The sequence below is a fragment of the Cupriavidus gilardii genome (assembly GCF_008801915.1).
GTDB lineage: Bacteria > Pseudomonadota > Gammaproteobacteria > Burkholderiales > Burkholderiaceae > Cupriavidus > Cupriavidus gilardii.
Map to the genome: position 1 here is coordinate 200,131 of NZ_VZOV01000004.1, position 21,138 is coordinate 221,268.

The window sequence follows — 21,138 nt, forward strand, 5'->3', positions numbered from 1 at the left end:
GCGCGGGACCACAGACCAGACGGAGGAGACCACGATGCATTCGCAGCAGCAGGCGGGACCAGAACCGATGCCGCAGGAGCCGGCCGCTCACTCGGCCGCTCATTCGGCCTATCAATCGGCCAACCACCCGGACGTCCGCCCGGCCGTCCATCCGGTCGATCAACGATTGCCAGTGCGGCAGCTGGCCAGCTTCGGCCTGCAGCACGTGCTGGTGATGTACGCGGGCGCCGTCGCGGTGCCGTTGATTCTTGGCAGCGCGCTGGGCTTGACCCAGCAGCAGATGGTCACGCTGATCAATGCCAACCTGCTGACCTCGGGCGTCGCGACGCTGATCCAGACGTTGGGTTTCTGGCGTTTTGGCGCACGCCTGCCGCTGATCCAGGGTTGTTCGTTTATCGCGATCGCGCCGATGATCCTGATCGGCCAGCAATACGGGCTCAGCCATGTGTTCGGTGCCGTCATTGCCGCCGGCGCGCTGACCATCGCGATTGCACCGCTGTTCAGCCGGCTGCTGCGCTGGTTTCCGCCGGTGGTGATCGGCAGTCTGATCGTGATCATCGGCGTCACGCCGATGCCCGCAGCGGCGATCTGGCTGGGCGGCGGCAATCCCGCGGCACCGGACTTTGGCGCGGCGCCGAACCTGCTGCTCGGCCTGGCGACGATCGCCATCACGCTGTTCGTCTATGCGCGCTTCTCCGGCTTCATCGGCAATCTGTCGGTGCTGATCGGCCTGCTGGCCGGCACGGCGGTCGCGATGGCGTGCGGCATGACGAGCTTCGACGCGGTCGGGCGCGCCGCCTGGTTCGAGATCAGCCCGCCGTTCGCGTTCGGCGCCCCGTCCTTCGCACCGGTGCCGACGCTGGTGATGCTGCTGGCGATGCTGGTGATCATGGCCGAGACCACCGGCAATGTACTGGCGATCGGCACCATCGTCGGCCGGCCCTCGACGCAGCGCACGCTCGGCGATGCCTTCCGCGCCGATGGACTGTCGACGATGCTCGGCGGCGTCTTCAACAGCTTTCCCTATAACGCGTTCACGCAGAACACCGGGCTCATCGCGCTTTCGAACGTCAAGAGTCGCTATGTCGTCGCCTCGGCGGGCGCGATCATGGTGCTGATGGGCCTGTTCCCCAAGCTTGGCGCGTTGATTGCATCGGTACCGCGGCCGGTGCTGGGCGGCTGCGCGATCGTGATGTTCGGCATGACGACGGTCGCCGGTATCCAGGAGCTGTCGCGGGTGAAGTTCGACGGCACGCGCAACGCGATCATCGTCGCGGTGTCGGTCAGCGTGGGCGTATTGCCGATGTCGCTGCCGGCGCTGTTCCAGCGCGTCGAAGGGCCGCTGAAGCTGGTGCTCGACAGCGGCATTTTCCTCGGCGCCATCACGGCCGTGCTGCTGAACCTGTTGCTCAATCGTGGGACATCGCAGGCCGCGGTGACCGACAGCGAGCATGCCGTCGCCCCGGGCCAGTCCTGATCCCACGCGGCCATGCCGGCCGCAATCTATTTGAATCGAATCGAATCGCGCCATCACGCGCATCTTTGCCAGGAGAATCGTCCGATGCCAGCCATCGACACCCAGACCCGTACCACCACCTCCACGCTGTCCGAACTGGACCTGCGGCTGCTGCGCGAGTCAATCGCGCTGGCCGAGCAATCGAAGCAGAACGGCCGCCATCCCTTCGCGGCGATCGTGGCGGACGAGCACGGCAATATCGTCGCCTCGGCCGGCAACAACTCGATGCCGCCGCAGGGTGATCCGACCCAGCATGCGGAGCTGGCCGCAGCGGCGCTGGCCGCCAAGCGCCTGAGTCCGGAACAGTTGGCACGCTGCACGCTGTACACCAGCGCCGAACCCTGCTGCATGTGCGCCGGCGCGATCTACTGGTGCAATATCGGCCGCGTGGTCTATGCGCTGTCGGAGCACACCTTGCTCGGGCTGACCGGCGACCATCCGGAGAATCCGACTTTCTCGCTGCCTTGCCGCGAAGTCTTCGCGCGGGGACAGCGCCAGATCGAGGTGCACGGTCCGATGCTGGAAGACGAGGCGGCCCAGTCCCATACTGGGTTCTGGAAGTAAGGCGGGGCAGGGGCCTCGCGCTTGCGACGCGTTTCGTCGCCGATGTCAGCGGGAGGCACCATGCCGGAACAACTGACCAAGCATCCCGACGTCACCCTGCAGGTGCTCAAGAGCGCCGGCGCACGGTGTGGCACGGGAGAAACCCCACAGATCCTGAAGGCTTGCCCGGCCGAGCGCTTCTGTCAGTTGCCGGGCGGCGAGATCTGCGTGTTCGGGCTGCCCGATGCGGCCCGGATGACGCAGATCACGAAAGCCGATTGGCAGGCGCTGACCGCGACGATGGCCGGCGTGACGCCGACCGCCGCCCCCGGGTCGTCGACGGCGCCCGCTACGGCGCCACCGATGGCAGCGTCATGGCTGTGGATCGTGGTCGCCCTCGTGGTCGGCCTGATCCTGGGCGCGGTGCTGGCCCGCCGTCGCCGGCCGCCGCCCTGAGCAGCGGTGGCCGGCGACGGCGCACGGGCTCATCACGCCCCGGGCTTGTTCCGAAACACCAGCGCCAGCCCGAGCAGGATCGTCACCATGCCGGCCAACGCGAGCGGCGCCAGCCGGTTGCCGAGGATCAGATAGTCGAGCACCGCGGTGCCGGCGGGCACCAGGTAGAACAGGCTGGTCACATTGACCAGATTGCCGCCCTGGATCATCCGGTACAGCAGCAGTGTCGCGCCGATCGAGATCACCAGCGCCATCCAGCCGAGCGGCAGCAGCAGCGCGGGCGTCCACGAGACGTGGATCGGCTCGAACGGCAGCAGCGCCAGGCACATCAGCAGCGCGATGCCGTATTGCAGCGGCATCACGTCGATCGGCGCCTGGCGGATGCCTTTCTGCACGATGGTGCCGGCCGTCATCGTGGCCAGCGCGGTCAGCGCATAGAGCATGCCAGCCACCGGGGTGCCGGCAATGCCGATGCCCTGGTAGACGACCATCACGAGCCCCGCCAGCGCCAGCACCAGTCCGATCAGCCGCAACGCCGAGAAGCGGCGCTCGGTCAGCAGCAGCGTCAGGATCGGCTGGGCGCCGAGCAGCGTGGCCAGCATGCCGGGCGTGACGCCGCGGTCCAGCGCCAGCAGGTAGCAGATCGAATAGCAGCCGGTCAGCAGCAGCCCGACCATCGCGACCCGCGCGCGCTGTCCGGGCTCGGGCAGCCAGCGGCGGCGCCATGCGGCGATCGCCAGCAGTACGCCGAACGCCAGCACGAAGCGCAGCGTCAGGAAGGCAAAGGCGGAGGCATAGGCCAGGCCCCATTTGGCGACGATCGCGCCGCTGCTCCACAGCAGCACGAACAGCGCCGTGGAGCCGTGGGCGGCCCAGGTGTCGGGCAGCTTCACGCGCGAGCGCAGGGACGGTCGGGAGGAGGAGGGCCGGGACGAGGTCGGTCGGGACGAGAATGCCGACAACAGCGCCGACGAGAACGTCGACAAGGACAGCAAGGACAACGTCGATCGCGCCGCATGCGCGAATCTTTGGAAGTTCATCGGTTTCACCTGTCATTGGTGTGACGGGCTTCGGTCGACCGTGAGCGAACGCCGGCGGCGATTGCGAGCCGGCATCGGCGCGATGCGCGGCATCCAGCAGACGGCAATGGCGTTCGCGCGCGCCGGGCGCGCACGGTCAGACGGAAGAGTGGGGGTCGGCTGGGGTCAGCCGAGGACGGCCGCGGGCGGCGGGGCGACCGCTGCGACGACGGCGCGCGGCGGTGCAACACCGGCCACGACAGCGGGCGGCGGTGCTACGCCTGCCACGACGGCAGCGACGTCAGCCGGGGGCGAGCAGACAGCGGCCGGCGGCGACCAGACAGGAGAAACGCGGGGAGGCGCCGACGCGCGCGCGCCACCGGTCGGCAGGACCGGATCGGCAATCGAAGAAGCGCGGCGTACAGGCGTCATGGAGCCCAAGTGGAACCGAAAGGGGTGGAAAACCGTCACACGACCGTCATGGGACGGTCGGTGCGTCGGCGGCGGGGCGATCTATCGGAATCAGACCGAAATCCGATGCTTTCCGCGGCACGACTCGCGCAAGCGTACACGCTCTATGATGTGCTGACAACCCCGTCCGCGGTGGCCCGGGCCGGGGCGCCGGTCCGGTACAATGCGCGCCCCGCGGGCGCATGCCCGCCCGTATGTCTGACATCTGGCATTGGAGGACCTCATGGAATCGCGAATCACCGAGCTGGAGGTCAAGCTGGCCTTCCAGGAAGACCTGCTGGAAACGCTGAACCTGACCGTCGCGAAGCAGCAGCGGCAGATCGAATTGCTGCAGGAGCAAATGCAGGCGCTGTACCAGCAATTGCCCGCTGCCACGGGTAACGCGGCCGACGGGTCGGTGCAGGAAATACCGCCGCACTACTGAGCCGCCGTTGCTACCAATTGCCGATGTTGGAACGTCGGGACGCCACCCGGGTCTGACCGAGGTGACCACTCCAGCATCGCGCATGTCTTCGATCCCTTCGCATGGCCGCCGCCGGGGCCTCCGGCGGCCCCTGGCGGCCACGGCCACCGCCGCGGCGCTTGGCCTCGGTGCCGGCCTTGCCGTGCTCTCGGGCGCCGCCATCGCCGGCTACAACATCTGGACCGGCGAATACACCTTCACCAAGCAGGAACTGCAGCGCGCCGTCGAAGGCCGCTTTCCGGCGACGCTGCGCTATGCGCAGGTGCTTGACGTCCGGCTGACCCGGCCGCGGCTGACGCTCGACGCGGCGGGCAACCGCATCACCACGCAGGTCGATGCGCAGCTGACCAACAGCCTGCTGCCGGCGCCGCCGATCAACGGCACGCTGGCGCTGAACAGCGGCCTGCGCTACGACCCGGTCAAGCGCGCGGTGCTGCTCGACAACCCGACCGTCGAGCAGGTCCACGTCGACGGCGTGCCGGGCCAATACAGCGCGCAGCTCAATGCGGTGGGCAACCTGGTCGCGCAGGAACTGCTGAAGGACTATCCGCTGCACACGTTCAAGCCCGAAGAGCTGCAGGTCAACGGCAAGCAGGTCGAGCCCGGCGCGATCACCGTGACCGAGGATGGTATCGCGGTGAAGATCGACACGAAGTAGGGCGGGGCCGACCGTCTCACGGCCCCGAATGGCTCGAATGGCCCGAATGGCTCGAACGGCCCGAATGGCCGCGAGATGCAAAGAAAAACCGGCGCGTAAAGCGCCGGTTTTCTCGTCGACGCCCGGTGGTGACCGGGCGCCAGGGGCAAGCCGCCTTACTGGATCTTGGCCTTGTCCCGCAGCGACTTCATCATCGACTGGAACTGCTCGCGCTGCCAGTTCTGGTCGCTCATCAGCATCTGCTGCAGCTGGGGCTTGGCTTCCTCGAAGGTCGGGATCTTGGTCTCGCGCTCGTCCTCGAGCAGGATCACGTGCCAGCCGAACTGGGTCTTGACCGGGGTCTCGGTCATCTGGCCCTTCTTCAGCCCGGCCATCGCGGCCGAGAACTCCGGCACATAGCTGTTGCTGCTGGCCCAGTCGAGATCGCCACCGTTGGCGGCCGAGCCCGGGTCCTTCGACGAGGCCTTGGCCACGTCGGCGAACTTGGCGCCGCCCTTGATCTTGGCGATGATCGCGACCGCTTCCGATTCCTTCTCGACCAGGATATGGCGGGCGCGGTATTCCTTGCCGTTGCCGAACTGGGCCTTGATCTTGTCGTATTGCTTGCGCAGCTCGGCATCGCTGGTGCCGTGGGTGCGCACATAGTCTTCGAATACAGCGCCGGCCAGCACATTCAGTCGCGCCTGTTCCAGCTGCTCCTGCACGTCCGGGTTTTGCGTGACGCCGCGCTTGGTGGCTTCCTGCACCAGCAGTTCGCGGTCGATCAGCATGTTGCGCGCGCGATCCCGCAGCTCCGGGGAATCCGGCTGGCCGGTGCCGGCGATCAGCTTGTCGAGCTTGGCCGACGGAATACCCTTGCCATTGACGACGGCGGCATTCTGGGCGAGTGCGGGCAAGCTGCCAGCGGCAAGCACAGCCGCCAGGCTGAACGAGAGGACAGTGGTCTTCATGGAATCAGTGTTGGGAAGTCTGGGGAAGGCTGGACGATTATGCAGGTACTTGCGCAGAGGCTTGTGCAGACACCGCGCGGATGATGGTCACTGCGCGGAATACTCTTGCTCGGTGAATGCGGACACTGCCAGGGCATGGATCCGCATGGGGAAGAGACTGCGCAGCGCATCATACACCATGCGATGCCGGGCAACCCGGCTCGCGCCGGCGAAGCGTTCGCTGACGATGGTGACATGATAGTGCCCGCCGCCCGAGGCCGCGCCCGGATGGCCCGCATGCAGCGCACTGTCGTCGCGCACGGTCAATTGGGACGGGGCCAGTTCGGCGCGCAGCAGGGCGTCGATCTGCGCGGCGGTGTCGCCGGCCGGACTGTTGGCGGCGCTGTCGGGAGGCAACGAAGAAGAGACGTCGTTCATGGTGCGATGCCCGCGCTCAATCGCGGGCGCTTTCCTGCGCTTTTTCCGGCGCGTTTTCGTTCATATGGCGCGACAGCCAGAGGCTTTGCGCGACGATGAAGACCAGCATCAGGCCCATGCTGCCGAACAGCTTGAAATTGACCCAGATGTCGGTCGAGAACTGGTAGGCCACCCACAGGTTCAGCACGCCCATCGCGGCGAAGAAGCCGGCCCAGGCGGTATTGAGGCGGCCCCAGACCGGGTCGGGCAGCTTGACGGACTTTTCCATCATGGCGCGGATCAGGTTCTTGCGCCAGATCGCGGCGGAGGCCAGCAGCGCGACCGCGAACAGCCAGTACAGCACGGTCGGCTTCCACTTGATGAAGGTCTCGTTGTGCAGCAGCAGTGTGGCGCCGCCGAACACGACGATGATCAGCAGGCTGATCCACTGCATCGGTTCGACCTTGCGGTGGCGCAGCCAGACCCAGCCGATCTGCACGATGGTGGCCGCGATGGCGACCGCCGTGGCGGCAAAGATGCCCGCCAGCTTGAAGGTGACGAAAAACAGGATGACCGGGAACAGGTCGAACAGAAATTTCATGCGGGTCCGTCGGGGAAGGCGATGCCGGCGCGCGGCATCGCGGAATCGTTATCGTGGGGTCTGGCCGCGGCGGGTCAGCGTGCGTTGGTCAGCGCTGCGGCTCAGCCAGGCGTGCCGGACTTGCCGGCGTGGCCGGCATCCTCGCCGGAGCCCGGTTCGGGCTCGCGGTCGTCGAATTTTAGCGCAGCCGAATTGATGCAATAGCGCAGGCCGGTCGGCGCGGGGCCATCCTCGAACACGTGACCCAAATGGCTGCCGCATTCCTTGCAGCGCACCTCGATGCGGACCATGCCGTGGCTGCGGTCGACGTGTTCGTCGATCACCTCACCGTTGATGGGCCGGAAATAGCTGGGCCAGCCACAACCGGCGTCGAACTTGGTAGTGGACTCGAACAGCGGCGTGCCGCAGCCTACGCAGCGATAGATGCCGGGCTCCCAGTGGTCCCAGTAGCGGCCGGTGAAGGCGCGTTCGGTGGCGGCCTCGCGCGTGACCCGGTATTCGATGTCGGACAGTTGCGCGCGCCATTCGGCTTCGGTCTTGTTGACGGGCATGATGCGGATCCTTGTGGGGGCGATCGGTGTTGGGTTCGATAGATCGGTTCGAGATCGGGACCGATATCAGGACGAACAGCTTACCTCGATACCGGACGCCCAGTCCGGCGGCAGCGCGGCATACGACTCGGCCTCGGGCTGCTCGTCGAATGGCCGCGACAGCACCGCCAGCAGCCGCTGCACCTCGCTGAAGTCCTTCTCCTTGGCGCGCTGGATCGCCACCTCGGCCAGATGGTTGCGCAGCACGTACTTCGGATTGACGGCCAGCATCGATGCCGCGCGGGCCGCGTCGTCCGAGTTCTCGGCACGCAGGCGGGCGCGGTAGCGTTCGGCCCACGCGTCCCAGCCGGCACGGTCCATGAACAGGTCGCGCACCGGCGCGTCGCGGCTGCCGTCCGCCGAGGAGATGCGGGCGAGGTTGCGCCAGAACAAGGTGTAGTCGACCCGCTGGGTATGCAGCAGGCGGAACAGGTCGGTCAGCAGCGCCTCGTCGGCCGCGTGGTCGATATCGGCGCTGGCCAGGCCCAGCTTGGCGCGGTACAGCTGGAAGAAGCGCTGCGCATAGCGGTCGCGGAAGGGATCGAGGCCGGCGTGCGCGGCCTCGATCGCGGCCTCCTTGGCCGCTTCGGTCGGCGCCTGGCCGTCCTCCCGCTGGATCCACAGCGGCAGCAGCGCCTGCGCCAGGCAATGCAGGTTCCAGAAGCCGACCTGCGGCTGCTGGCTGTAGGCATAGCGGCCCTGGGTGTCCGAGTGATTGCAGATATGGTTGGCGTCGAAGGCGTCGAGAAAGCCGAACGGGCCGTAATCGATGGTCAGGCCGAGGATCGACATGTTGTCCGTGTTCATCACGCCATGGCAGAAGCCCACGGCCTGCCACTGGGCCATCAGGTCGGCGGTGCGCAGCGACACTTCGCGCAGCAGCGCCTGGTAGGGGCTGATGGTCTCGCCGCCGGCGCTGTCGCGGCATTCCGGCATGAAGCGGTCGATGACGAAGTCGGCCAGCTGGCGCAGCGCGGCCACGTCGTCGTGCGCGGCGAAATGCTCGAAATGGCCGAAGCGGATGAAGGTGGGCGCCAGGCGCGTGACCACCGCGGCGGTCTCGATGGTCTCCCGGCGTACCGGCGCGTCGGAGCCGACGATGCACAGCGCGCGCGTGGTCGGAATGCCCAGTGCGGCCATGGCCTCGGAGCACAGGTATTCGCGGATCGACGAGCGCAGCACGGCGCGGCCGTCGCCCATCCGCGAATACGGCGTCTTGCCGGAGCCCTTGAGCTGGATTTCCCACGGACCGTTGGCGGTCTGCGCCTCGGCGATGCGGATCGCGCGGCCGTCGCCGAGCTGACCGGCCCAGACGCCGAACTGGTGGCCCGAGTAGACGGTGGCCAGCGGATCGGCCCAGTCCGGCACGCGGTTGCCGATGAAGATTTCGGCGAAGTCCCGCAGCGGGGGCGCCTTGTCGGGGCTGGCTGGCTCGCCCGAATGACCCGCCTGCCAGCCGAGCAGTTCCGCCGCGGCCGGGGCGACGGCAACCAGATAGGGCGCCGGCAATGGCATGGGCTGCAGGCGGGTGAAGAAGCGCTCGCCGAGCGCGGCAAAACCGGGCGCCACGGAAAAGGGCGGTTCTGCGGCGATGGCGGGCGACGATGGAGCCGAGGGAGCCGGTGCGGGGGAGACAGCTGAGGTCGGATCAGAGGACATGAGGTCGGGGCCTTGGCTTCACGCGCCGGGCGCGAATGGTCGCGGAGGGGGCTGGGGACCGGCGCGGTGCAACAGCCTGCAATCGGTGGCCTGCCTGGAAGTGCGCTTGCAGGCTAGGGAAAACGACATGTTGAGGTGCAACATGGCTGGCAGTATTGTACTTGCACGCCGCATTTTCCCTGGTCTGACCGCGGCGCCGCGGCCGGTGTTCCCGCTTGTTTCCGCTTGTTCCCATCGCGGCGCGGCCATCACCGGCAGTCTTCCCGTCATGCCGCCCGTTTGCGCCTCTGCTGTGCACCGGCGCAGTGCACGTGGGCAGTGCAGGACGGGCAGTGCGAGCGTGTCTGCTGACGCCTTCCGCTGGAAGGTTTTTGTCGGCCTAAAAAAAGAACGATTGTTCGCTTCTCGGCGTTGCCGGGGCGAATATCGCAACCGATACAGGAGACCATTCCCATGGCATTGATGGGACAAATGATGGGCGCGCCGCTGCTCATTTCCTCCATCATCACCCACGCCGCCCGCCATTACGGCAGCACCGAAATCGTTTCGCGGCGCACCGAAGGGGATCTCCACCGCTATACCTACCGCGACTGCGAACTGCGCGCCCGCCAGCTGGCGCAGGCGCTGGGCAAGCTGGGCGTGCAGCCCGGCGAGCGGGTCGGCACGCTGGCGTGGAACGGCTACCGCCACCTCGAGATCTACTACGCGGTATCGGGCATGGGTTCGGTCTGCCACACGATCAACCCGCGGCTGTTCCCCGAGCAGCTGGCCTATATCGTCAATCACGCCGAAGACCGCTATGTGTTCTTCGACCTGACCTTCCTGCCGCTGGTCGAGGGCCTGGCGCCGCATTGCCCGCAGGTCAAGGGCTGGGTGCTGATGAGCGACCGCGCGCACCTGCCGGCCGAATCGAAGCTGCCGCTGCTGTGCTACGAGGATCTGATCGAGGGCCAGGACGGCAACTACCAGTGGCCGAGCTTCGACGAGAACACCGCGTCGAGCCTGTGCTACACCTCCGGCACCACCGGCAATCCGAAGGGCGCGCTCTATTCGCACCGCTCGACGGTGCTGCATTCGTATGCGTCCGCCTTGCCCGACGCGCTGGGCTGCTCGGCCAAGGACGTGATCCTGCCGGTCGTGCCGATGTTCCACGTCAATGCCTGGGGCCTGCCGTACTCGGTGCCGCTGGTCGGCGCCAAGCTGGTGTTCCCGGGCGCGAAGCTCGACGGCGCCTCGCTGTACGAGCTGTTCGAGCAGGAGCAGGTCACCTTTTCGGCGGGCGTGCCGACGGTCTGGCTCGGCCTGCTGCAGCATGTGCAGGCCAACCAGCTGCGCTTCTCCAGCTTCAAGCGCACGGTGATCGGCGGCTCGGCCGCGCCGCCGGCGATGATCAAGGCGCTGAACGCGCTCGATGTCGAGGTGATCCATGCCTGGGGCATGACCGAGATGTCGCCGCTGGGCACCACCTGCAAGCTGCTGAACAAGCATCTGTCGCTGCCGCCCGAGCAGCAGCAGGCGATTCTGGAGAAGCAGGGCCGGGTCATCTACGGCGTGGACATGAAGATCGTCGACGGCGAAGGGCGCGAGCTGCCGTGGGACGGCAAGGCCTTCGGCGACCTGATGGTGCGCGGCCCCTGGATCATCGACCGCTATTACCGCAGCGACAGCTCGCCGCTGGTCGACGGCTGGTTTCCGACCGGCGATGTGGCGACCATCGATGCCGACGGCTATATGCAGATCACCGACCGCAGCAAGGACGTGATCAAGTCCGGCGGGGAATGGATTTCGTCGATCGACGTCGAGAACGTCGCCGCGGCGCATCCGGCGGTGCATATGGCCGCCTGCATCTCGGTGCACCATCCCAAGTGGGACGAGCGGCCGTTGCTGGTGGTGATGAAGAAGCCTGGCTCCGAGCTGACCCGCGAAGAGCTGCTGAGCTTCTTCGAGGGCAAGGTCGCCAAATGGTGGATCCCCGACGATGTCGCCTTTGTCGACGAGATCCCGCTGACGGCCACCGGCAAGATGCAGAAGCTGAAGCTGCGCGAGCAGTTCAAGGACTATCGGCTGCCGACGGCCTGAACGGGGCCGCCGCAGGGCACGTGCAGCAGCCGGGGGCGTCTTCGATGGCGCCGCCGTAGAAGCAAACGGGCCATCGGGCAAGCCGCGATACAAGCGGCAGCCCCGGTAGTCCGCTCATCACGATAGCCAACGAGAGAAAGAGAGAAGGAGACAAACCATGATCAGATTGCGTCCGCTCGTCGCCGGCGTGGCATTGATGGCTGCGCTCGGTTCGGGAGCCGCCGCGGCCGATACGGTGAAGATCGCGTTCATCGATCCGCTGTCGGGCCTGATGGCGCCGGTCGGCCAGAACCAGCTCAAGAGCTGGCAGTACGTCGCCGAGCTGGCCAATCAGAAGAACTGGGCCGGCGGGCACAAGTTCGAGGTCGTGGGATTCGACAACAAGCTGTCGCCGCAGGAAAGCCTGACGATCCTGAAGCAGGCCGTCGATCAGGGCATTCGCTACGTGGTGCAGGGCAACGGCTCGTCGGTCGGCCTGGCGCTGCAGGACGCGGTGGCCAAGCACAACGAGCGCAACCCCGGCAAGGAGATCATCTATCTGAACTATGCCGCGGTCGATCCGGACATGACCAACTCGAAATGCAACTACTGGCATTTCCGTCTGGACGCGAACTCCGACATGAAGATGGAGGCGCTGACCACCTATCTGGCGCAGGACCAGAACGTCAAGAAGGTCTATCTGATCAACCAGAACTACTCGTTCGGCCACCAGGTCGCGCGTGCCGCCAAGGAATACCTGAAGCGCAAGCGCCCGGACATCCAGGTGGTCGGCGAGGACCTGCACCCGCTGGCGCAGGTCAAGGACTTCTCGCCCTACGTGGCCAAGATCAAGGCGGCCGGCGCCGATACCGTGATCACCGGCAACTGGGGCAGCGACCTCGCGCTGCTGATCAAGGCGGCCAAGGACGCCGGGCTGACCGCCAATTTCTACACCTATTACGCGGCCACCACCGGGGTGCCGACCGCGATGGGGGCGGCCGGAGCCGAGCGCGTGCGCTATGTCGGCTACTACAACCCGAACAACAAGGGCTTCCGCGGCTCGGATGTGATCGAGGGCTACGAGAAGAAGTACAACGACGACTTCTACGTGATGGCCTCGTACACCGGTATCGCGATGCTGAGCAAGGCGTTCCAGACTGCCAAGTCGACCGATCCGGTCAAGGTGGCCAAGGCGCTCGAGGGCATGAAGGTCGAGAGCATGAACGGTACCGTCGAGATGCGCGCGACCGACCACCAGGCCCAGCAGCCGCTGACCATCGCCACCTGGACCAAGGTCGACGGCAAGGAAGTCAAGTACGACCAGGAAAACACCGGCTACGGCTGGAAGACCAACGCGGTGCTGGACGCGCATATCGCCGCCCAACCCACCTCCTGCCAGATGAAGCGTCCAGGCTGATCCCGGACGCGCCACACGCGGCGCGCCCGCGCGGCCTCTGACCGCCAGCGCCGGTGGTATGCTGCCGGCCCCTGGGGGCACAGACACGGCCGCCGCGCCCGCCCTCGCTTCGCCTTCGCCGGACGGCGGCACTTGCCGCCGGCCCGGCGCCAGATGGAAGGACTGGCTGTGGAATTCTTCATCATCTCGCTGTTGAACGGCATCAGCTATGGGCTGCTGCTGTTCATGCTGTCGTCGGGCCTGACGCTGATCTTCAGCATGATGGGCGTGCTGAACTTCGCGCATGCGAGCTTCTACATGCTCGGCGCCTATTTCGCGTATTCGATCTCGACCAAGATCGGCTTCTGGCCGGCGCTGATCGCCGCGCCGCTGCTGGTGGCGTTCGCCGGTGCGCTGGTCGAGCGCTTCGGCCTGCGAGCCGTGCACAAGTACGGCCACGTCGCCGAGCTGCTGTTCACCTTCGGCCTCGCCTACCTGATCGAGGAGGGCGTCAAGCTGGTCTGGGGTCTGGCGGCGGTGCCGTACCGGATTCCGGCCGAGCTCGACGGGCCGCTGTTTACCGTGTTCACCTCGGCCTTCCCCAAGTACCGCGCCTTCATGATGCTGGTGTCGCTGGCGATGCTGGTGGCGATCTACCTGGTGCTGACGCGCACCCGCATCGGGCTGGTGATCCAGGCCGCGCTGACGCATCCGGAGATGGTCGAGGCCCTGGGCCACAACGTGCCGCGCGTCTTCATGCTGGTGTTCGGCGGCGGTGCCGCGCTGGCGGGGCTGGCCGGCGTGATCGGCGGCAATGCCTTCGTCACCGAGCCGTCGATGGCCGCCGCGGTCGGCTCGATCGTGTTCGTGGTGGCGGTGGTCGGCGGCATGGGCTCGCTGGTCGGGGCGTTCATCGCGTCGATCCTGATCGGGCTGCTGCAGACCTTCGCGGTCACCATCGACGCGTCGCTCGCCGGCATGTTCAATTCGCTGGGGCTGAACGTGACCAGCGAAACGCCGTTCTATTCGCTGTGGCGGCTGACGGTGGCGCAGGTCGCCCCGGTGCTGCCGTATCTGCTGCTGGTCGTGATGCTGATCTTCCGCCCGCGCGGCCTGATGGGAACCCGGGAGAGCTGACGCGATGGAATCGACGATGCAACGCACGCAAGACACCGCGCTGAACGGCCGCACGATGCGCTACCGGCCGCTGAACCTGGGCCGCTGGGTGCTGTGGGGCACCACGGCGCTGCTGATGCTGGTGCTGCCGCTGATCTTCACCGGCGGGTTTGCGATCACGCTGATGTCGCAGATGGGCATCATGATCGTGTTCGCGCTGTCCTACAACATGCTGCTCGGCCAGACCGGCATGCTGTCGTTCGGCCACGCGGTCTACTCGGGCCTGGGCGCCTTCATCGCGGTCCATGTGCTGAACATGGCCGGCGCCGGCACCGTGTGGATGCCGGTGTCGCTGCTGCCGCTGGTCGGGGGACTCGCCGGTGCCTTCTTCGGCGTCATCTTCGGCTACGTGACGACCAAGAAGTCCGGCACCACCTTCGCGATGATCACGCTGGGGATCGGCGAAATGGTGTTTGCCAGCTCGCTGATGTTCCCGGAATTCTTCGGCGGCGAGGGCGGCATCTCGACCAACCGCGTGGTGGGCGAGCCGTTCCTGGGCATCACCTTCGGGCCGGGCCGGCAGGTCTACTACCTGATCGCGATCTGGTGCCTGCTGTCGATGGCGGCGATGTATGCGTGGACGCAGACGCCGCTCGGCCGCATCGCCAACGCGGTGCGCGACAACCCCGAGCGGGCCGAGTTCATCGGCTACAACACCCAGCGCGTGCGCTATCTGGTGCTGATCCTGTCGGCGTTCTTCGCCGGCATCTCGGGCGCGCTGGCGGCGATCAACTTCGAGATCGTGTCGGCGGAGAACGTCAGCGCGGTGCGCTCCGGCGGCGTGCTGCTGGCCGCCTTCATCGGCGGCGCCGGCTTCTTCTTCGGGCCGATCATCGGCGCGGTGGTGTTCGTGCTGTTCGCGGTCGCGCTGTCGGACCTGACCAAGGCATGGCTGCTGTACCTGGGCCTGTTCTTCGTGCTGATGGTGATGTTCGTGCCGGGCGGGCTGGCCAGCCTGCTGATGATGCAGCTGCCGCTGGTGGCGCGCGGCAAGTTCCGTCAGATGCTGCCGTCCTACGGGCTGTGCGCGCTGGCCGGGGTGGTGCTGCTGGCGGCGATCATCCTGACGGTCGAGCTGGTCTACAAGGTGCAGGTCGACAGCGCCAACGGCACCGCGATGACGCTGTTCGGCATCGCGTTCGATGCCGGCACGCTGGCGCCCTGGGGCGTGGCGGCGGCGCTGTGGCTGGTGGGGCTGGCCGCATGGCGCTTCACGGTGGGGCAGGCGCGGCTGCGGTGGGACAAGGTGCAGGCGGAAATCGCGGGAGGAGCGGCATGAGGCGGGATACCACGGCGGCGCTGGAGCTGACCGATGTGCGCAAGCGCTTCGGCCAGACCGAGATCATCCGCGGCGTGACGCTGAACATTGCGCGCGGCGAGCGCCATGCGCTGATCGGTCCCAACGGCGCGGGCAAGTCGACCACCTTCAACCTGATCTCCGGCCGGTTCGCACCGACCTCGGGATCGGTGCGGCTCAATGGCGAGGAGATCGGCGGGCTGCAGCCGTTCGTGATCAATCGGAAGGGGCTGTCGCGCAGCTTCCAGATCACCAATATCTTCCATCGGCTGACGGTGTTCGAGAACCTGCGCTGCGCGGTGCTGTGGGCGCTTGGCTACAAGTATTCGTTCTGGCACCGGCTGTCCGAATTGCGCGATGCGCGCGAACGGGCCGAGGAAGTGCTGGAGCTGATCGGCCTGCAGCACCGGCGCCATACGCAGTCGGGCCTGCTGACCTATGCCGAGCAGCGCGCGCTGGAGATCGGCATCACGATCGCCGGCGGCGCCGACGTGATCCTGCTGGACGAGCCGACCGCCGGCATGAGCCGCTCGGAGTCAGACCATGCGGTCGAGCTGATCCGCAAGGTCACCGTGGGCAAGACGCTGGTGATGGTCGAGCACGACATGAGCGTGGTGTTCGGGCTGGCCGACCGCATCTCGGTGCTGGTCTACGGCGAGGTGATCGCCACCGGTACGCCCGAGGCCATCCGCAACGATCGCCGCGTCAAGGAAGCCTATCTGGGCACGACGCTCGACGAGGGCGAAGGCGAGGGCGCGGTAGGCGCAAGCGCAAGCGAGGGGGCGCACTGATGGGCAAGCGCATGCTGGAGGTGCAGGGGCTGCACGCCTACTACGGCAAGAGCCATATCCTGCATGGCGTCGATCTGCATATCGACGAGGGCGAGATCGTCGCGCTGCTGGGGCGCAACGGCGTGGGGCGCTCGACCATGGCGAAGGCGATCCTCGGCATGGTCAAGGCCGAGGGCTCGGTACGCTTTCGCGGCGACGAGATCCTGGGGCGGCGCACCTTCGAGATCGCACACCTCGGCGTCGGCTACGTGCCCGAGAATCGCGACATCTTTCCGACGCTGACGGTCCGCCAGAACCTGCTGCTGGGCGAGAAGCCGAACCCGCGCCAGAGCCGGCCGCGCTGGAGCACCGACGACATGTTCGCGCTGTTTCCGCGCCTGAAGGAGCGCGAGAACACGCCGGCCGGCGTGCTGTCCGGCGGCGAGCAGCAGATGCTGACGCTGTGCCGCACGCTGATGGGCGACCCCGACCTGGTGCTGATCGACGAGCCGACCGAGGGGCTCGCGCCGATGATCGTCGCCCAGGTTGCCGACTACCTGAAGGTGCTGAAGGAGCGCGGCGTGTCGGTGCTGCTGATCGAGCAGAAGCTCGCGATCGCGCTGGACATCTCGCAGCGTGTCTACGTGATGGGCCACGGGCACATCGTTTTCGAAGGCACGCCGGCCGAGCTCAAGGCCAATGCGCAGGTGCGCAAGGAGTGGTTGGAGGTTTGAGGGCCGGAACAGGCTGTTGAAGAGGCCGCTGAAGAGACTGCCAAAGAGGCTGTTAGGCAGGGTGTTATCGACCGCTTCCGTTTCGACCATGCATGCCATGAAGGCGTGCCATGCAGCCCCCGCATGGCGCGCTTTTTTTGTGCCTGCGGCGGCGAATTTCTCCTCCAAAATAGAAATTGAACGACCGTTCTATTTTGTGTATGCTTGTTTCGCTCGCCTCCCCGGACGGCCGGCTCGCGCCTACTATTCCCAGGGCGCACCGCGATACCGATGGCGCAGCCGAAGCAAAACAATATTCGAGAATTCGAATCCCGAGACAACCAAGACACCAAAGGAACCAGCATGACAGCGCAGTATCAGGTTCAGGACGGCATCGCCGTCATCACGCTCGACAATCCCCCTGTCAACGGCCTGGGTCACAGCACCCGGCTTGGCATCGTCGAAGGCATGACCCGTGCGCTGGACGATGCCGCGGTCAAGGCGGTCGTCATCACCGGCGCCGGCAAGGCGTTCTCGGGCGGCGCCGATATCCGCGAGTTCAATACGCCGAAGGCGACGCAGGAGCCGACGCTGCATTCGGTGATCAAGGTGATCGAGAATTCGACCAAGCCGGTCGTCGCCGCGGTCCATTCGGTGGCGATGGGCGGGGGCCTGGAACTGGCGCTGGGTTGCAACTACCGCGTCGCTTCGAAGGGCGCGCAGATCGCGCTGCCCGAAGTCAAGCTGGGCATCCTGCCGGGCGCCGGCGGCACGCAGCGCCTGCCGCGCGTGATCGGCCTGGAGGCCGCGCTGAACATGATCGTCACCGGCAATCCGGTGCCGTCGGAGAAGTTTGCCGGCACCAAGCTGTTCGACGAAATCGTCGACGGCGACGTGCTGCCTGCTGCGATCGCCTTCGCCCGCAATGTCGGCGCAGCGTCGGGCCCGCACCCGAAGGTGCGCGACCTGAAGGTGCGCCATGAAAACGCAGAGGGCTTCCTCGCCTTCGCGAAGAACACCGTCGCCGCCGTCGCGAAGAATTTCCCGGCGCCGGGCAAGTGCGTCGAGGCGGTCGCCGCTTCGCTCAAGCCCTTCGACGAGGGCCTGCGCCTGGAGCGTGAAGGCTTCATGTTCCTGGTCAATACGCCGGAATCGCGCGCACTGCGCCATGCCTTCTTCGGCGAACGCGCCGCCAGCAAGATCCCCGACGTGCCGTCGGACACGCCCACCCGCAAGATCGAGAAGGTTGCCGTGATCGGCGCCGGCACCATGGGCGGCGGCATCTCGATGAACTTCCTTAACGCGGGCATCCCCGTCACCGTTCTGGAGACCAAGCAGGAAGCGCTGGAGCGCGGCGTGGCGACGATCCGCCGCAACTACGAGAACAGCGCCAAGAAGGGCAAGCTGACGCAGGAGAAGGTCGAGCAGCGCATGGGCCTGCTGTCGACCACGCTGTCCTATGACGACATCAAGGACGCCGACCTGATCATCGAGGCGGTGTTCGAGGAAATGGGCGTCAAGGAGACCGTCTTCAAGAAGCTGGACGAAGTCGCCAAGCCCGGCGCGATCCTGGCCTCGAACACCTCGACGCTCGACGTCAACAAGATCGCCTCGTTCACCAAGCGTCCGCAGGACGTGGTCGGCATGCACTTCTTCAGCCCAGCCAACGTGATGAAGCTGCTGGAAGTGGTGCGCGGCGACAAGACCGGCAAGGACGTGCTGGCCACGGTCATGCAGGTCGCCAAGAAGATCAAGAAGACCGCGGTGGTGTCGGGCGTCTGCGACGGCTTCATCGGCAACCGGATGATCGAGCAGTACAGCCGCCAGGCCGGCTATCTGCTGGACGAGGGCGCGCTGCCCGAGCAGGTCGACAAGGCCATCGAGAAGTTCGGCTTCGCGATGGGCCCGTTCCGCATGGGCGACCTGGCCGGCAACGACATCGGCTGGGCGATCCGCAAGCGCCGCGCGGTCGAGAAGCCGGACATCCAGTATTCGAAGACCGCCGACCTGCTGTGCGAGATGGGACGCTTCGGCCAGAAGACCGGCGCGGGCTGGTACGACTACAAGCCGGGCGACCGCAAGCCGTATCCGAACCAGCAGGTCAACGAGATGATCGTCCAGCATTCCAAGGATCTCGGCATCACGCGCCGCAAGATCTCGGACGAGGAGATCGTCGAGCGTCTGGTGTACGCGCTGGTCAATGAAGGCGCGAAGATTCTCGAGGAAGGCATTGCCTCGAAGGCCTCGGACATCGACATGGTGTACCTGACCGGCTACGGCTTCCCGCTGCATCGCGGCGGCCCGATGCTGTATGCGGACCAGGTCGGCCTGTACAACGTGCTGCTGTCGATGCAGCGCTATGCCAAGGGCTACCACGGCGAAGCGTGGGAGCCGGCGCCGCTGCTCAAGAAGCTGGCGGCCGAGGGCAAGGGCTTCAACGGCTGAGCGGCGAACGGCACGACACCGACGCAATGGACGCGACCATGCAACGACGCTTCGGCAACAGCGATTGCCTGCTGGTGATCGATGTGCAGAACGACTTCATGCCCGGCGGCGCGCTCGCCGTGCCTGACGGCGACCAGGTCGTGCCGGTGATCAACCGGCTGGCCGAGGCGTTCACGCATGTGGTGCTGACGCAGGACTGGCACCCGGCCGACCACGTGTCGTTCGCGGTCAACCATGCCGGCGCGGCGCCGTTCCAGACCACCACGCTGCTGTATGGCGAGCAGGTGCTCTGGCCCGCGCACTGCGTGCAAGGGCAACCGGGGGCCGAGCTGCATCCGCAACTGGCGGTGCCGCACGCGCGGCTGGTGATCCGCAAGGGCCATCAGCGCGAGGTCGACAGCTATTCCGCCTTTGTCGAGGCGGACCGCACGACCCCGACCGGGCTGGCCGGCTATCTGCGCGAGCATGGCGTGCGCCGCGTGATTTGCGTCGGCCTGGCGACCGACTACTGCGTGGCCTGGAGCGCGCTGGACGCGCGCGCGGCGGGCTTCGATGCGGTGGTGGTCGAGGACGCCTGCCGCGCGATCGACCTGAACGGATCGCTGGACGCCGCCTGGGCGAGCCTCGCCGAGGCGGGCGTCGGCAGGGTGCGTGCCGCCGAGCTGCTGAGCTGAGATGGCCCGTGCGACAGCGCATGGGCACCGAGACATCGAGACATCGATACACCAGACACCGAGAATACTGAGGAGCAACAAATGAACGAGGCAGTGATCGTATCGACCGCACGGACCGGTCTGGCCAAGAGCTGGAAGGGCGGCTTCAACATGACGCACGGCGCCACCCTCGGCGGCCATGTGGTCCAGCACGCGATCGCGCGCGCCAACATCGAGCCGGGCGAGGTCGAGGACGTGCTGATGGGCTGTGCCAATCCCGAAGGCGCGACCGGTGCCAACATCGCACGCCAGATCGCGCTGCGCGCCGGCTGCCCGGTGACGGTGCCGGGCGCCACGGTGAACCGCTTCTGCTCGTCGGGCCTGCAGACCATCGCGATGGCTGCGCAGCGCGTGATCGCGGACGAGGGCGACATCTTCGTCGCCGGCGGCGTCGAGAGCATCTCCTGCGTGCAGCAAGAGATGAACCGCCACATGATCCAGGAAGGCTGGCTGGTCAAGAACAAGCCCGAGATCTACTGGAGCATGCTGCAGACCGCGGAAAACGTCGCCAAGCGCTACAACATCCCGCGCGAGCGCCAGGACGAATACGGCGTGCAGAGCCAGATGCGCGCGGCGGCGGCCCAGGAGGCCGGCAAGTTCAACGACGAGATCGTGCCGCTGACGGTGCTGGCCGGCGTGGCTGACAAGGCCACCGGGCAGCTGGTGACGCGCGAGGTCACGGTCTCGGCCGACGAGGGCATCCGGCCGGATACCACCTACGAAGGCGTGTCGAAGATCCGCACGGCGATGCCGGGCGGCGTGATCGCGGCTGGCAATGCGTCGCAGTTCTCGGACGGCGCCTCGGCCGCGGTGGTGATGAGCGCCAAGCTGGCGGAGCAGCGCGGCCTGAAGCCGCTGGGCGCCTTCCGCGGCTTCGCGGTGGCCGGCTGCGAGCCCGATGAAATGGGCATCGGCCCGGTGTTCGCCGTGCCCAAGCTGCTGAAGAAGGCCGGCCTGAAGGTCGAGGACATTGGCCTGTGGGAGCTGAACGAGGCGTTTGCGGTGCAGGTGCTGTACTGCGCCGACACGCTCGGCATCCCGATGGACCGCCTGAACGTCAACGGCGGCGCGATCGCGGTGGGCCACCCGTACGGCGTGTCGGGCGCCCGCCTGGTCGGCCATGCGCTGATCGAAGGCAAGCGCCGCGGCGTCAAGTACGTGGTCGTCACCATGTGCATCGGCGGCGGCCAGGGCGCGGCCGGCCTGTTCGAGGTGCTGTAAGCGCAGGCCGCGGTGTCTTCCGCTTCG

The 21,138-nt window shown here is 66.7% G+C and carries 20 protein-coding genes; 14 read left to right on the plus strand and 6 right to left on the minus strand.

The annotated features are described in order from the left end of the window. Nucleotides 1-34: 34 nt before the first annotated feature. The 3 genes from F7Q96_RS08095 (at nt 35) to F7Q96_RS08105 (ending at nt 2,515) form a co-directional block, all read left to right on the plus strand. The gene (locus F7Q96_RS08095) at nt 35-1,477 is read left to right on the plus strand and encodes a nucleobase:cation symporter-2 family protein (protein ID WP_144425803.1); all 1,443 of its coding nucleotides are present in this window, start codon (nt 35-37) and stop codon (nt 1,475-1,477) included. Nucleotides 1,478-1,561: 84 nt separating this feature from the next. Then, the gene (locus F7Q96_RS08100) at nt 1,562-2,080 is read left to right on the plus strand and encodes a nucleoside deaminase (RefSeq protein ID WP_043437575.1); all 519 of its coding nucleotides are present in this window, start codon (nt 1,562-1,564) and stop codon (nt 2,078-2,080) included. A 60-nt stretch (nt 2,081-2,140) separates the two neighbouring features. Continuing rightward, nucleotides 2,141-2,515 (plus strand): Clp protease/crotonase-like domain-containing protein, encoded by a 375-nt coding sequence (locus F7Q96_RS08105; protein WP_053821902.1) that lies wholly within the window; start codon nt 2,141-2,143, stop codon nt 2,513-2,515. A gap of 32 nt (nt 2,516-2,547) precedes the next feature. On the opposite strand, the gene F7Q96_RS08110 is transcribed toward F7Q96_RS08105, so the two are convergent. After that, entirely contained in the window at nt 2,548-3,555 is a 1,008-nt protein-coding gene (locus tag F7Q96_RS08110) for a DMT family transporter (protein ID WP_082371477.1), read from the minus strand. A gap of 673 nt (nt 3,556-4,228) precedes the next feature. Between F7Q96_RS08110 and F7Q96_RS08115 the strand changes: the two genes are divergently transcribed. Together F7Q96_RS08115 and F7Q96_RS08120 are read left to right on the plus strand one after the other, a co-directional pair. Continuing rightward, nucleotides 4,229-4,429: a SlyX family protein gene (locus F7Q96_RS08115; RefSeq protein ID WP_053821900.1), complete on the plus strand. Its 201-nt coding sequence runs from the start codon at nt 4,229-4,231 to the stop codon at nt 4,427-4,429. An 82-nt stretch (nt 4,430-4,511) separates the two neighbouring features. Continuing rightward, a complete protein-coding gene (locus F7Q96_RS08120) occupies nt 4,512-5,126 on the plus strand; it encodes a DUF1439 domain-containing protein (RefSeq protein ID WP_151022447.1) in 615 nt (204 codons plus the stop codon). A gap of 155 nt (nt 5,127-5,281) precedes the next feature. Here the strand turns inward: F7Q96_RS08120 and F7Q96_RS08125 are convergent, their stop codons facing one another. The 5 genes from F7Q96_RS08125 to F7Q96_RS08145 all read right to left on the minus strand — a co-directional run bounded on the left by F7Q96_RS08125 (nt 5,282) and on the right by F7Q96_RS08145 (nt 9,322). Further along, nucleotides 5,282-6,076, minus strand: a complete 795-nt coding sequence (locus tag F7Q96_RS08125; protein ID WP_053821898.1) for a peptidylprolyl isomerase — start codon at nt 6,074-6,076, stop codon at nt 5,282-5,284. Between the two features lie 87 nt (nt 6,077-6,163). Then, a complete protein-coding gene (locus F7Q96_RS08130) occupies nt 6,164-6,493 on the minus strand; it encodes a BolA family protein (RefSeq protein WP_053821897.1) in 330 nt (109 codons plus the stop codon). A gap of 16 nt (nt 6,494-6,509) precedes the next feature. Beyond that, on the minus strand, nt 6,510-7,073 hold the full coding sequence (locus F7Q96_RS08135; protein WP_053821896.1) for a septation protein A: 564 nt from the start codon (nt 7,071-7,073) through the stop codon (nt 6,510-6,512). Nucleotides 7,074-7,174: 101 nt separating this feature from the next. Beyond that, nucleotides 7,175-7,624, minus strand: coding sequence for a peptide-methionine (R)-S-oxide reductase MsrB (gene msrB / locus F7Q96_RS08140; RefSeq protein ID WP_053821895.1), 450 nt, complete (start codon nt 7,622-7,624; stop codon nt 7,175-7,177). A 66-nt stretch (nt 7,625-7,690) separates the two neighbouring features. Continuing rightward, a complete protein-coding gene (locus F7Q96_RS08145; RefSeq protein WP_053821894.1) occupies nt 7,691-9,322 on the minus strand; it encodes a protein adenylyltransferase SelO in 1,632 nt (543 codons plus the stop codon). A gap of 453 nt (nt 9,323-9,775) precedes the next feature. Between F7Q96_RS08145 and F7Q96_RS08150 the strand changes: the two genes are divergently transcribed. From F7Q96_RS08150 to F7Q96_RS08190, 9 genes are all read left to right on the plus strand, one after another. Next, the gene (locus F7Q96_RS08150; protein WP_053821893.1) at nt 9,776-11,401 is read left to right on the plus strand and encodes a 3-(methylthio)propionyl-CoA ligase; all 1,626 of its coding nucleotides are present in this window, start codon (nt 9,776-9,778) and stop codon (nt 11,399-11,401) included. A gap of 157 nt (nt 11,402-11,558) precedes the next feature. Then, entirely contained in the window at nt 11,559-12,797 is a 1,239-nt protein-coding gene (locus tag F7Q96_RS08155) for a branched-chain amino acid ABC transporter substrate-binding protein (protein ID WP_053821892.1), read from the plus strand. Between the two features lie 168 nt (nt 12,798-12,965). Continuing rightward, on the plus strand, nt 12,966-13,913 hold the full coding sequence (locus F7Q96_RS08160; RefSeq protein WP_151022477.1) for a branched-chain amino acid ABC transporter permease: 948 nt from the start codon (nt 12,966-12,968) through the stop codon (nt 13,911-13,913). A gap of 4 nt (nt 13,914-13,917) precedes the next feature. After that, on the plus strand, nt 13,918-15,231 hold the full coding sequence (locus F7Q96_RS08165) for a branched-chain amino acid ABC transporter permease (RefSeq protein ID WP_053821891.1): 1,314 nt from the start codon (nt 13,918-13,920) through the stop codon (nt 15,229-15,231). Beyond that, the gene (locus F7Q96_RS08170; protein WP_006576137.1) at nt 15,228-16,040 is read left to right on the plus strand and encodes an ABC transporter ATP-binding protein; all 813 of its coding nucleotides are present in this window, start codon (nt 15,228-15,230) and stop codon (nt 16,038-16,040) included. Before F7Q96_RS08165 ends, F7Q96_RS08170 begins: the two co-directional genes overlap by 4 nt. Then, the gene (locus tag F7Q96_RS08175) at nt 16,040-16,753 is read left to right on the plus strand and encodes an ABC transporter ATP-binding protein (protein WP_053821890.1); all 714 of its coding nucleotides are present in this window, start codon (nt 16,040-16,042) and stop codon (nt 16,751-16,753) included. The genes F7Q96_RS08170 and F7Q96_RS08175 overlap by 1 nt, the downstream gene beginning before the upstream one ends. Before the next feature lie 342 nt (nt 16,754-17,095). Continuing rightward, nucleotides 17,096-19,177 (plus strand): 3-hydroxyacyl-CoA dehydrogenase NAD-binding domain-containing protein, encoded by a 2,082-nt coding sequence (locus F7Q96_RS08180; RefSeq protein WP_053821889.1) that lies wholly within the window; start codon nt 17,096-17,098, stop codon nt 19,175-19,177. 38 nt (nt 19,178-19,215) lie between these two features. Beyond that, complete coding sequence (pncA, locus tag F7Q96_RS08185) at nt 19,216-19,851, plus strand: bifunctional nicotinamidase/pyrazinamidase (protein ID WP_053823107.1); 636 nt, start codon at nt 19,216-19,218, stop codon at nt 19,849-19,851. An 81-nt stretch (nt 19,852-19,932) separates the two neighbouring features. After that, nucleotides 19,933-21,111 carry an acetyl-CoA C-acyltransferase gene (locus F7Q96_RS08190; protein ID WP_053821888.1) on the plus strand — a complete coding sequence of 393 codons (1,179 nt, stop codon included), beginning with the start codon at nt 19,933-19,935 and terminating at the stop codon, nt 21,109-21,111. Nucleotides 21,112-21,138 lie beyond the last annotated feature (27 nt).